Source organism: Streptomyces sp. NPDC025651, from assembly GCF_055558735.1.
The window spans coordinates 149149-161161 of record NZ_JBVHLZ010000009.1 but is presented as its reverse complement, the minus strand read 5'-3'; the positions used below and the strand labels follow the sequence as shown (position 1 = coordinate 161161).

Here is a 12013-nt window from a genome sequence, read left to right as displayed (position 1 = left end):
CCGGAAGGGGTGCGCGGTGGCGAAGGCCAAGAAGGACGGCAAGGGCGCCAGGAAGGACGGCAAGGGCGCGCGGAAGAAGGGCAGGGCCGGCAAGAAGGCGCCGGCCCCGCCCCTCCTCACCGACCTGCTGCGCATCCCCGAAGGAGAGCGGGTCGACCTCTCCTCCCACGACGCCGCCGGGACCCCCGCGGGCCCCTCCGACAAGCGCGCGGGACTCGCGGCCACCGCCCTGATGGGTGAACGCCTCGCCGACCTCCAGGAGCGCCTGTACGCGGCGAGCACCAAGGGCGACCGCCGCCGGATCCTCCTGGTCCTCCAGGGCATGGACACCAGCGGCAAGGGCGGCACGGTCAAGCACGTCATCGGCCTGTTCAACCCCTCGGGCTGCCGCATCAAGGCCTTCAAGGCACCGACGCCCGAGGAGCAGAACCACCCGTTCCTGTGGCGCATCATGAAGGCGCTCCCCCAGCCCGGCGAGATCGGCATCTTCGACCGCTCGCACTACGAGGACGTCCTGATCGCCCGCGTCCGCGAGCTGGCCCCGCGCAGCCAGCTGGGCCGCCGCTACGGCCAGATCAACCGCTTCGAGAAGGCCCTCGCGGACGACGGCGTCACGATCGTCAAGTGCTTCCTGCACATCTCGTACGAGCAGCAGGGGCGCCGCCTGCTGGAACGCCTCGACAACCCGGACAAGCACTGGAAGTTCAACCCGGGCGACATCGAGGAGCGCGCCCTGTGGTCCGCGTACCAGGAGGCCTACGAACTGGCCCTGGAACGCTGCTCCACACCACCGGCCCCCTGGTACCTGATCCCGGCGGACCGCAAGTGGTACCGCAACTGGGCGATCAGCAAGCTGCTCCTCGAGCACCTCGAAGAGCTCGACCCCCATTACCCGAAGGCGGACTTCGACGTGGCGGAGAGCCGAAGCCGCCTTCAGGAAACGGCGAGGCGCGAGGCGTGATCAGCGGCCGATCACCGGGTAGTGGTCCGACAGGTTCGTGTACGTGTACTGCTTGCCCCAGCTGGAGACCGTCCACGGGGCGCTCTGTTCCTTGACGACCTCGTTGGTCCAACTCGCGGGGCGGGCGTGGCCCTTGCGGTGGAGAACGTAGTCGAGGTCCTCGCGCGGGTCGTCGGGGTAGCGCTCGGCGGCGATCGAGTTGTCCTGGGTGTCGAAGGAGTACGGGTGGCCGGTGCGGGTGTCGGCCGGGACGAAGCCGCCGTCCGTGAGCATCGAGGCGTACTCGGGGCTGTGCGAGTCGACGTTGAAGTCGCCCGCCACGAGGACCTGTTCGTCCGCCGGGATGTTCTTGGCGTCCAGGAAGGCGTCCATCTCCTTGAACTGCTTCGCGCGCGTGGCGGCGGCCTCGCCGCTGCCGCAGCCCGGGTCGGTGGACTGGGCGTGCGTGCCCACGACGTGCGCCTTGGTGCCGTTCACGTCCAACACCGCGTAGACGAAGCCCTTGTTGGAGTAGGAGTCGGCGCCGCACGCGTCCTTGTAGACGTACTGCTCCTTGCGCACGATCGGCCACTTGCTCAGGACCGTCACACCGCCGTCCTCCGGCGTCACCGAGGAGTACGCGCCGCCGGTGGCGTCCCAGCCGTCCTTGCTCCGGCCCATCACCGGGGTCTGGTGCGGGTAGCGGTCCTCGGCATTGGCCTGCAGCGCGTCGGACGAGGAGTTGTCGAAGGCCTCCTGGAGCACGACCACGTCCTGCCCCTGGAAGAAGTCGGCGGCCGGGATCGCCTTGGCGCGGTGGTCCTGACCCCAGTTCGGGTACAGCGTCTTGCTGAACAGGAAGGCGTTGTACGTGAGCACCTTCAGCGAGGGCGTGGCCGCGGGGGTGGCGTCGGCGGCCGTCGCGGAGGGGGTGGCGGCGGCGAGCGTGGCGGCGGCGAGCACGGTCGTGATCGCGGCCGCGTGGGTCCTGCGCAGCGCTGCGTACGGCACGGAAACTCCTGAGGGTGGGGGGTTGTTGGTGCTGTGACGGGTGGTGCGGATGCTGCCGCCGGTGCGGCGCTCGCACATAAAACCAGCTGGGATTACTTCTGGGGATACTGCGCGTGAACAAGCCCCGTCGGCGGGATCGCGGAAGAGGCTCTGGCGGCCTCGCCCTGACCCCCCTCGCAACAGCCCCTGACCTGGTCCTTCATCCGCCCCGGACCTACAATCGGCCCTCAGGGACGGGGACTTGGTGGACCGCGCCATCCGCACGACGGACGATGTGATGAGGCTTCTGGACGGCCTGTTCGCGCCCGAGGCCGACCGCTGGACGGCCGAAGGCGCCGCCTGGTGGGACGGGTTCTACGCGGACCGCGACAGGCCGGTGCCGTTCTTCGCCGCGAAACCGGACGAGAACCTCGTCTCGTACGTGGAGCGCGGCATCGTCACGCCGGGCCGCGCCCTCGACCTGGGCCGAGGACCGCGCCCGCGAGGCCGGGGCCGGGGCCCGCGTGCGGTTCCACCGCGGCGACGCCTTCGACCTCACGGCGACCGAACTGACGGGCCCCTACGACCTGATCCACGACTCGGGCCGCTTCCACCACCTGCCGCCGCACCGCCGCGTCAGCCACCTGGCCCTCGTCGACCGCGTCCTGGGACCCGGCGGCCACTTCTCCCTCACCTGCTTCGCGGCGGGCGAGCAGGGCATGGGGTCCGAGCTGGACGACGCGGACTTCCACCGCGGGGGCGGGCTGCACGGCGGCCTCGCCTACACCGCGCAGTCGCTGCGCGGCGTCTTCCGCGACCTGACGGAGGTCGAGGTGCGCCGCATGCGGGACGAGCCGCCCGGCTCGCCCCTCTTCGGCGAGCCCTTCCTGTGGACGGCCCTGTTCCGGCGCGGCGCCCCCGCTCCCGACTCCCGGGCCGCGCCCGCCCGTCAGCGGCGCCCCGCCCCGCTCCCCCGCTCCAGCCGCACCTTGTCGACCCCGAGCAGCCCCGCGAGCGGCACCTTCGCGGTGGTCTGCCCCGGGCTGACCCGCAGATCCGCGGCGCGCATCGCGTCCAGCAGCATCCCGGCCAGCGGCATCACCATGTGCCGCCCCCAGCAGCGCTCGGAGGCGTGGCCGAAGGGGAGGTATCCGGGGTGGTCGTCGGGGTCGAGGGTGGCCCAGCGCTCGGGGCGGAACTCCTCGGGGTCGTCCCAGAGCGCCGGGTCGCGGTGGCTGAGCAGCGGAAGGAGCAGGACGTCGTCGCCCGCGCCGATGCGGCCGTCGAGAGCCGGGTACTCGGGGGACGCGTTGCGCAGGATGTTCCAGGACGGGGGCAGCAGCCGCATGGCCTCGTAGAGGATGGGCTCGTTCGGCGTCCCGTCGTCGAAGGGCGCCCCGAGCCAGTACGCGCCCGCGACGAGCGTGGAGACGGTGAAGCAGACCGGGGCGGCCGCCCGCCGGTACAGGCCCATGGCGTAGCGGCGGTCGCTGTAGGTCTTCGCGTTCGCGGTCAGGCCCGCGATGCTGGTGACGGGCGCCCCGGGGCGCAGCCTGCCGGGCAGGGCGGCACCGGTGGCGATGACGGTCCAGGTCAGCTTGGGCGTCAGCTCCAGGGTGCGGTCCATGAGGACGCGCAGCCGGTACGGGTCGGCGCCGAGGATCAGATCGCGCAGGTAGACGTGGCCGACGTGCGGCCACTCCCCCGACAGGTCGACGCCGCGCGGCGCGGGCTTCTTCAGCGCCGCGCGCACGTCGCGGCCGATGGCCTGCATGACGGTGGACGCCTCGGTGCGGGGGATGGAGCGTCCGTGCAGGGGCTTGAAGGTCGGGCGTTCGCGTTCGGTGGCCGGCCTGGCGGCGAGGATCCGGTCGGTCAGGTCGTGCCCGGCGACGCCCACGGTGTCGGCGTCCAGGCGGAACACGTCCTCGCCGCGGTGGTCACGCAGCAGGGCGTGCAGGCGCGGCGCGAAGGCGGTGGTCCGGGTGAGCCGGTCGGTGCCGGACATGGACATCTGAGGTCTCCCAGTACGGGAGGCCCGTGCCCGGCGGCGAACACGGAGCACACCGGGCGCGGGCCTCGTCAGCGAATTACGTCCCCGAAGGACCGTCCCTGGGGGACCGTCCCCAGAAGACCGCCCCCAGAGGGCGCGGACGCGCATCCGCACGGGATGCGCGAGGTGACCGATTCGCCGGCTTAGTACCAGTGGTACCAGGCGTAGGCCTTGAGGCTCTTCTCGCCGGTGATCTTCTTCTTGAGGGAGCGGACGATCTTCATGCACGTACCTCCGGTCGCTTCGGTCTGCCCATGGGGTCATGGACTCGCGGAGCGTCCCTCGGTCCGATCAACGCACGATAAACGGCCAGGTGATGCGCTATGTCAGGCATATCCGGAGCATCCCGTGGGCGGCCTCGGACCGTTCGCGTGAGCGAAACGTCAGCGGGCGCCTCGCGGCCGTCCACGCCGCCCCGCGCCGGATGCTCCACCACACCTCGGGGTTCTCCGCCACCCGCGTCGGCCCGCCCTGACAGAGGGCGCCGAGCCGCACGCCGTTCCGTCCCGTGAGAAGCGAGACGGCGGCGCCGACCCGAGGAGCCACCGGTCAGAGGTCCGCGAGCGCGCCGTCCACCGTCGCGATCAGCACCTCGCGGTCGTCCTGGACGCGGCCGAGGACCCGCAGCCCGTAGTACGTGCTCTGCACCCGGCGGGCCACCGTGCGCGCGTCACCGGTGGCGCGGATCTCGCCCGCGCGACGCCCCTCCTCCACGACCGCGCACAGCTCGTCCTCGACCCGGTCGAAGCTGCGCCGCACCGCCTCCCTGATCTCCGGGTCGAGCCCGGCGACCTCGACGGCCGCGTTGATCGCGAAGCAGCCGCGCGCGCCCTTCGCGTCGAGGTCGGCGTCGACGGCGTGGATCATCATGGCGCGCAGCCGCTCCTTCGCGGGGCCGCCGCCGCGCAGGATCTCGACCTGCGCGGCGGTGGCGGTGTCGTAGTAGCGCTGGAGCGTGCGGAGGTAGAGCTGCCGCTTGCCGCCAAAGGTGTTGTAGAGGCTGGAGGGGCCAAGGCCCGTGCTGTCGCACAGGTCGCGCGTCGACGTGCCCTCGTACCCCTGGCGCCAGAAGGTCTCCATGGCCGCGGTGACGACGCGGTCCTCGTTGAACTCTCGTGGTCTGGCCATGGCCTCACGGTAACCGTTTTGGAATGCTCTTACAAAACCTGGTACGCCCCTACGAGACGTCGCCCGCGCCCTGCTCCACGGCGCCGATCGCCTCGATCTCGATCAGCCACGCGGGGTCGGCGAGCGCGGCGACCTGGACGAAGGACTCCGCGGGGAACGGCGCGGCGTAGAACCCCGCACGCAGCTTCGCGAAGACGTCCTGGTGGGCCATGTCGGTCACGAAGACCGTGAGCTTGACCAGGTGGTCGAGGCCCGAGCCCGCGTGGGCGAGGACGGTGGACACGTTGGCCAGCGCCCGCCGGGCCTGGGCCTCGAAGTCCCCGGCGCCGACGGTCGCGCCGTGCTCGTCGACGGGCGCCTGCCCCGAGGTGAAGACCAGGTCGCCGACGCGGATGCCGAGGGAGATGCCCGCCGACTCGTACCAGTCGGGGTCGGCGGTGACCCGTACGCGCGCCGGAGCCGCATCCGTGGCCGCGACCGCAGCCGTTTCGGTTCGTCGCATGGTGCTCATGCCTCCGCCTTCACCGCCCGGCGCGCGGCCGGGACTTCCTGCGATCCGATGGTTTCCCGCGCTCCGGTGGCTTCCCACGCCCCGATGACGTCCGGCCGCTTACGCTCCGCCCGCCGCAGACGCGCCGCCCACAGCACGCCCGCCGATCCCACGGCGGCCAGCGCGGCGCCGACCCAGGCCACCGACGCGTAGCCGTACCCGGCGTCGATGGCCAGGCCGCCGAGCAGCGGGGCCACGGTGTTGCCGACGTTGAACGCGGCCGTGTTGGTGGCGCCGACCAGCGTCGGGGCGCCCGGCGCGAGGGTGAACACCCGTGACTGCAGGGCGGGGTTGGTGACGTAGCCGACGAGGCCGAGCAGGAAGACCAGGGCGATCACCGCGGCCGTCACGTGCGCGGTCAGCGCGAGGAGGGCGGAGAAGAGGGCGAGGGCGCCGAGCCCCAGACCGAGGGTGGCCAGGGGCCGGGACTGGCCGGTGCGCCCACCGATCACGATGCCCGCCATCCCGCCGACGCCGAACAGGGCGAGGACCGCGGGCACCCACCCCTCGGGGACCCCGCTCACGTCGGTGAGCAGCGCCGCCAGGTAGCTGAAGGTGACGATGACCGCCCCGAAGGCGAAGGCCGTGATCGCGTACGAGAGCCACAGCTGGGGCCGTGCCATGCCCCGCAACTCGGCTCGCACGGAGGGGCGTTCGCCCTCGGGCCGGCCGCCGGGGACGACGAGCAGCGTGCAGAGAAGACTCACCAGGGTGGCCGCGGCCACCGCCCAGAACGCGGCGCGCCAGCTGGAGAACTGACTGAGGACGGTGCCCGCGGGCACGCCGACGACGGTGGCGAGCGTCAGCCCGCCGGCCACCACGGCGACCGCCCGCGCCTTGGCCTCCGCGGGGACGAGCGCCACCGCCGTGGCCACCGCGACGCCCCAGTACCCGGCGTACGCGAGGGCGCTGACCACGCGCGTCACGAACAGGACGGCGTAGCCGGGCGCGAGGGCGCCGACCACGTGGGCCGCGACGAAGGCGGCCTGCAGCGCGACGAGCGCCGTGCGCCGCGGCCAGCGGAGCGTGGCGACGGCGAGCAGCGGGGCGCCGACGACCATGCCGATCGCGAAGGCCGAGATGAGGAGTCCGGCGTCGGGGACGGAGACCCCCAAGTCGTCGGCCATGCCCGGCAGCAGGCCGGACAGCATGAACTCCGATGTTCCCTGGGTGAAGATGCCGAGCCCGACCATGTACACCGCAAGCGGCATGGAGGCGATCCCCCTTTTGGAGCGAGTGCTTCAGAACTGACGAGTGAGGACGCTAGCACATTCTGAATCGCTCGCTTCAAAACGGGCGCCGCCGCACAGCGGGCGCCCGCTTCAACACCGCGCTCGCTTCAGAACAGTGCTCGCTTCAGCACCGTGCTCGCTTCAGCACAGGCGGGCCACCACGGTCACCCCGGCGTCAGCCGCCAGAGCGAGGTGACCTCGGCGGCACGGGCCGCGTGCAGCGGGTCGGCGGTGTCCGCCGCGCGCGGGTGGCGCGGCGCGACGTCGAGGCGGTCCACGACCCGCAGCCCCGCCGCGTCGAAGGCCGCCAACAGCTGGTCGCGCGACCGGAGTTGGAGGTGTTCGGCCAGGTCCGAGAGGACCAGCCAGCCCTCCCCCGCCGGTTCCAGGTGCGCCGCGAGCCCGTCGAGGAAGCCGTGCAGCATCGCGCCGCCCGGGTCGTACACGCCCTGCTCGACGGCGGACGTCGGACGCGCGGGCAGCCACGGCGGGTTGCACACGACAAGCGCGGCGCGGCCCGTCGGGAACAGGCCCGTGTCCTCGACCTCCACCCGCCCGGCGAGGCCGAGCCGTTCGACGTTGTCGCGCGCGCAGGCCAGGGCGCGCGGGTTGATGTCGGTGGCCACGACCCGTTCGACGCCCCGGCGGGCGAGGACGGCCGCGAGCACGCCGGTTCCCGTGCCGATGTCGAACGCCGTACACGGCCGGGGCGGGCCCTGCGGGGCGGCGGCCGGCAGCGGCGCCTGTGCGACGAGGTCGACGTACTCGCCCCTGACCGGCGAGAACACCCCGTAATGCGGATGGATCCGGGCACCGATGGCGGGCACGGGCACGCCCTTCTTCCGCCACTGGTGGGCGCCGATCACGCCGAGGAGTTCACGCAGGGAGACCACCATCGGCCCGTCGGGCGGCCCGTACGCCTCCCGGCAGGCGGCGCGGACGTCGGGCGCGCGGCGCAGGTCCATGCCGTGGTCGCCGTCGAGGCGCACGAGCAGCATGCCGAGCACCCTGGCCCGGTGGCCGCGGGCGCGGCGGTGCAGATGGAAGGACTCGGCGGGCGTGGCTCCCGGCCCCGGCGCCTTCCGGTCGACGCGGCGGCCCAGGGCGCTCAGGAGCCTGCGGGCGCCGTGGAAGTCGCCGCGCCAGAGCAGCGCGGTGCCCTCGCAGGCGAGGCGGTACGCGGCGTCGGCCCTCGTCCGGTCGTCGGCGACGACGACCCTGCGGGGCGGCGCCGCGCCGCTCTCGGAGTGCCAACGGGCGTACTGACGGGGCGGGTTGACGATGTCGTTCTCGGTCCACTCGATGCGGGGCATCAAGGACTCCTCGTGGTTCGCGGGCGCTGGGACACGAAGAGCGCTTCGACGCGGGAGACCTCAAGGGCTACCAGAGAACGGGCTGCCGGGGAGAGGGAGTTGCCGGACATCCGGCGGCTTCACCGGCGGCTTCAGGGCAGGCGGAAGCCCCGCGTCGCTGCGCGCGAGCGGACGTCAGCCGAGAACCATGCCCATCGTCATGATCGCGACGCTGCCACACGCGGCCCGCCCCTGGCAAGCCGGTCGCCGCCGCACCGCGGGTGTGACCGGCTCGATACCGGAACGCGCCGGTTCACGTACAAGATCGACGTGTGCCGCACGGCCCACGTATGCGAGAAAGGCACCACCATGAAGCTGCACACCCATGAATGGGGCACCGGCGACCGCGTCGCCCTCCTGATCCACGGGATCATGTCGGACCACCGCACCTGGCGACGCGTGGGGCCGGCCATCGCCGACAAGGGCTACCGCGTGATCGGCGTCGATCTGCGCGGGCACGGCGCGAGCGGGCGCGGCGAGTACGGCGCGAAGATCTTCGCGGACGACCTCGTCGAGACCCTGCCGACCGGCGCCGAGCTGGCGATAGGGCACTCGCTCGGCGGCCTCGCCCTGGCCCTCGCGGCCGAGCGGCTCGCTCCCCGGCGGGCCGTGTACTCCGACCCGGCGTGGGCGCTCGGCGTCGGCGGTCCGGTCGACGCCGCGGCGTTCGTGGGGTTCAAGCGGGCCACGCGCGCGATGATCACGGGGTTCAACCCGCGCTGGGAGGAGGCCGACGTCGACGTCGAGGTCGCCACGCTGGCCGCCTGGGACACGGACACCGCACTGTCGATCTCCGGCGCGCACGCCGTCGACCACACGCCGGGCGCGCCCGTCGTGCCCTCGCTCGTGCAGGTCTCCGACCCCAGCCTCCTCGTCGACGAAGCTCTCCAGGAGGAGTTGGTGCGGCGCGGGTTCGAGGTGCGGACGGTCCGGGGCGCGGGGCACACCATCCATCGCGACGACTTCGACGGGTTCATGGCGTCGCTGGAGGGGTGGGTGTGAGGACGGGGGCCGTCCCCCGGCGTCCGCCGCGCTGAGCCCGGTTCGCCGCCGACGGGCGCCGGACCTGTGGGCCCCGGACGGGTGGTGACGGGGCGGGGCGGCGGGGCATGCTGTGCGATTTGTCGCATTCGCACATATATCGTCGCCGGGTGATCACTCTCGTACGGAGATGCGCCGCGCTCTGCGCCCTCACCGCCGTCCTCGCCGGATGCGCCGTCGACACCGCCGCGCCGGGGCACCCGGGCCATCCCGCCCGGCCCTCGACGAGCCCCGCCGCCCCCTCTCCGCCGCCCGCACCGCCCACGCTCGCGCCGGGCCCCGCCGGGCTCACCCCCGTGTTCACGAACGGGTCCCGTACGCAGGGCCGCACCGTCGCGCTCACCTTCGACGCCGACATGACCGCGGACCAGGGGCCGCGGGCGGCGGCGGGCGAGCGGTTCGACAATCCGGCGCTGGTCGCCACGTTGCGGCGGCTCAAGGTGCCCGCGACCTTCTTCATGACGGGGCGGTGGGCCGAGGAGTACCCGGCGCAGGCCAAGGACATCGGCCGCGATCCGCTCTTCGAGGTCGCCAACCACTCGTACAGCCACCATGCCTTCACCGGCAGCTGCTACGGCCTGCCGACCGTCCCCGCGGCCCGGATGCGGGCGGACGTGGAGCGCGCCTTCGACGCGTTCCGCGCGGCGGGGGTCGAGCGTCCCGTGCCGTACTTCCGCTTCCCCGGCGGCTGTTACGACCGGCGGGCCCTGCGCGCGCTCGCGCCCGGCGGGGTCACCGCCGTGCAGTGGGACGTGGTCAGCGGCGACGCCTTCGCGACGGACTCCGCGGCGGTGGCCCAGCAGGTGCTCGACGGGGTGCGGCCCGGCTCGGTCGTCGTCATGCACTGCACGCGCAGCGCGGCGCCCGCGACGGAACGAGCGCTGCGGACGATCGTCCCGAAGCTGCGGGAGCGTGGGTTCCGGTTCGTCCGGGTGTCGGAGCAGATCGGTTCGACGGGTGCGGGGGCGCCGGGCGCGGCGGGCTCCCCGGCCGCGTCGAAGGAGGCGGCCGGGGGGCGGGGCTGAGGCAGCATCGGCAAACACCGAAGCAGGAGCCCGGCGAGCGCCGGGGCAGGGTCGCTCAGCCTCGGCGTGAACTCAGCGCGCACGCCGCCCACATGGCCGCCGCCGCGGCGGCCAGCGCTCCCGCCAGGGCGCCCAGCGGCACCGGCACCGTGCCCTCCCGCGACCCCGTGGTCAGGTCGGTGAGGACCGACTGCGCCGGGGATCCCGTGGTGACCAGCAGGAGCAGGGCGCCGAGCAGCGTCACGGGGACGGCGCGGCCCGCGGTGCGCAGCAGCGGCCAGTTGGCGAGCGCGCCGAGCGCGGTGCCGAGCAGGGCGCTGACCAGCATGGCGAGCAGCCCGGCCGCGCCCGCGGGCAGCCGGGGCACCGGCACCCGCGAGTCGGTGCTCGCCGCGTCGCTGACGGCGGTGACGACGAGCACGGCCGCGGTCCCGAGCGCGGACGCCGCGAGGAACGCGGCGAGCAGCGAGGCGAGGTGGGCCCTCCCCGGGCCTGCCGCCGCGGCGGAGCAACTGCGCGCCGCGGGCGGTTCGTTGGTGACGCAGATCCGCACCAGCCAGGCGGCGACGGGCAGCAGGGCCGCGGCGGCGTACGCGAGGGAGTCCAGGACGGGCTGCCCGCCCTGCACGCCGACGGCGAGGAAGACCGCGTACAGAATCACGGCGGGAAGCCACCGCTGGGACCGCACCAACAGGGCGACCTGATAGCGCAGCAGAGCCCTCATCACCGGGCCCGCCTTTCCCGGCACCCTCATCAGCGGGCCTGCCCTTCCCGGCCGGGGACGGGCCGACCGGCGTCCTCCGGCTCCGCTCTGCGCACCGCCACCACGTGCCAGGGCGGCCGCGCCGTCAGGAGTTCCCTCAGGGTCCGGTCCGAGTGGGGTTCCGGGACCGTGAGGCTGATCGTGCCGTCGGGGGTCGCCGAGGACGTGTCCGTGGCCGTCGCCGTCGCCTGCGGGGGGAGTTCCGCGCCTCGGGGGCCCTGGACCTCGATGGTCACCACGGGGCCCGTCGGGCCGGTCTCCCCCGAAGTCCCTTGCCGCGCGCGGTGGTTCAGGGATGTGCCCACGACTCCGTACACCTCGTCCGCCACTCCCGCGAGGCGCCGCGGATCGTGGTCGACGAAGACCACCGAGCCGCCCGCGGCCGCGCGTTCGGCCACCGCGCGGTCGAGTTCGGCGCGGGCGGGCGCGTCCAGGCCCGTCCACGCCTCGTCGAGGACCAGCAGGTCGGGGTCGGCGAGGAGCGCCTGCGCCACGGCGACCTTCTGACTGCTGCCCTTGGACAGCTCCGACAGCGGCGTGCGCGCGTACCCTGCGGCGCCGAACCGCTCGAGCCACTCCGTCGCGCGCCGCCCGGCCGCGCCCCGCGCAAGACCGTGGACGCGGCCCAGGTGCGTGAGGTAGCCGTACGCCGTGAACGGCAGTGCGGCCGGGAAGCGTTCGGGGACGAACGCCGTGCGCGGACGCCCCGCGACCCGGCCCTCGGAGGGCGCGTCGATCCCCGCGACGAGGCGCAACAGCGTTGACTTCCCCGTGCCGTTGGCGCCTTCGATCCGTATCAGCGCGCCCGCGCGCACATCGAGGTCGACGCCGCGCAGCACCCACGGGCCGGCCATGCCGTAGCGGCGGCCCACGCCTTCGAGCCGCACCGCGAGATCACGTTCCATGCGGGCCATCCTCCCGCACCGGTCCCGAGCTCCC

Annotated in this window: 12 protein-coding genes and 1 pseudogene; 4 read left to right on the top strand and 9 right to left on the bottom strand. The window is 73.5% G+C overall.

The window, feature by feature from the left end:
* The first annotated feature begins 16 nt into the window (after positions 1–16).
* Positions 17–961 (top strand): PPK2 family polyphosphate kinase, encoded by a 945-nt coding sequence (locus tag ACZ4D5_RS29500; RefSeq protein ID WP_467775477.1) that lies wholly within the window; start codon positions 17–19, stop codon positions 959–961.
* On the opposite strand, the gene sph is transcribed toward ACZ4D5_RS29500, so the two are convergent.
* Complete coding sequence (gene sph / locus ACZ4D5_RS29495; RefSeq protein ID WP_467775476.1) at positions 962–1951, bottom strand: sphingomyelin phosphodiesterase; 990 nt, start codon at positions 1949–1951, stop codon at positions 962–964.
* Between the two features lie 244 nt (positions 1952–2195).
* Here sph and ACZ4D5_RS29490 point away from each other — a divergent pair.
* A pseudogene (locus tag ACZ4D5_RS29490) lies at positions 2196–2853 on the top strand (SAM-dependent methyltransferase); the annotation flags it as partial.
* Positions 2854–2879: 26 nt separating this feature from the next.
* On the opposite strand, the gene ACZ4D5_RS29485 reads toward ACZ4D5_RS29490, so the two are convergent.
* From ACZ4D5_RS29485 to ACZ4D5_RS29460, 6 genes are all read right to left on the bottom strand, one after another.
* On the bottom strand, positions 2880–3944 hold the full coding sequence (locus ACZ4D5_RS29485; RefSeq protein WP_467775475.1) for a cytochrome P450: 1065 nt from the start codon (positions 3942–3944) through the stop codon (positions 2880–2882).
* Positions 3945–4126: 182 nt separating this feature from the next.
* Positions 4127–4207: a tryptorubin family RiPP precursor gene (locus tag ACZ4D5_RS29480; protein WP_365450461.1), complete on the bottom strand. Its 81-nt coding sequence runs from the start codon at positions 4205–4207 to the stop codon at positions 4127–4129.
* Between the two features lie 325 nt (positions 4208–4532).
* On the bottom strand, positions 4533–5111 hold the full coding sequence (locus tag ACZ4D5_RS29475) for a TetR/AcrR family transcriptional regulator (RefSeq protein ID WP_467775474.1): 579 nt from the start codon (positions 5109–5111) through the stop codon (positions 4533–4535).
* A gap of 49 nt (positions 5112–5160) precedes the next feature.
* Positions 5161–5613, bottom strand: coding sequence for a RidA family protein (locus ACZ4D5_RS29470; RefSeq protein WP_467775473.1), 453 nt, complete (start codon positions 5611–5613; stop codon positions 5161–5163).
* Positions 5614–5618: 5 nt separating this feature from the next.
* Positions 5619–6872 (bottom strand): Cmx/CmrA family chloramphenicol efflux MFS transporter, encoded by a 1254-nt coding sequence (locus ACZ4D5_RS29465; RefSeq protein ID WP_467775472.1) that lies wholly within the window; start codon positions 6870–6872, stop codon positions 5619–5621.
* A 185-nt stretch (positions 6873–7057) separates the two neighbouring features.
* Positions 7058–8206 (bottom strand): methyltransferase, encoded by a 1149-nt coding sequence (locus ACZ4D5_RS29460; protein ID WP_467775471.1) that lies wholly within the window; start codon positions 8204–8206, stop codon positions 7058–7060.
* Positions 8207–8554: 348 nt separating this feature from the next.
* On the opposite strand from ACZ4D5_RS29460, the gene ACZ4D5_RS29455 reads away from it, so the two are divergent.
* The gene (locus ACZ4D5_RS29455) at positions 8555–9247 is read left to right on the top strand and encodes an alpha/beta fold hydrolase (RefSeq protein ID WP_467775470.1); all 693 of its coding nucleotides are present in this window, start codon (positions 8555–8557) and stop codon (positions 9245–9247) included.
* A gap of 149 nt (positions 9248–9396) precedes the next feature.
* Positions 9397–10311 (top strand): polysaccharide deacetylase family protein, encoded by a 915-nt coding sequence (locus tag ACZ4D5_RS29450; protein WP_467775469.1) that lies wholly within the window; start codon positions 9397–9399, stop codon positions 10309–10311.
* Between the two features lie 55 nt (positions 10312–10366).
* On the opposite strand, the gene ACZ4D5_RS29445 is transcribed toward ACZ4D5_RS29450, so the two are convergent.
* The gene (locus tag ACZ4D5_RS29445) at positions 10367–11035 is read right to left on the bottom strand and encodes an ABC transporter (RefSeq protein ID WP_467775468.1); all 669 of its coding nucleotides are present in this window, start codon (positions 11033–11035) and stop codon (positions 10367–10369) included.
* Between the two features lie 29 nt (positions 11036–11064).
* Complete coding sequence (locus ACZ4D5_RS29440) at positions 11065–11979, bottom strand: ABC transporter ATP-binding protein (RefSeq protein ID WP_467775467.1); 915 nt, start codon at positions 11977–11979, stop codon at positions 11065–11067.
* Positions 11980–12013: the final 34 nt, after the last annotated feature.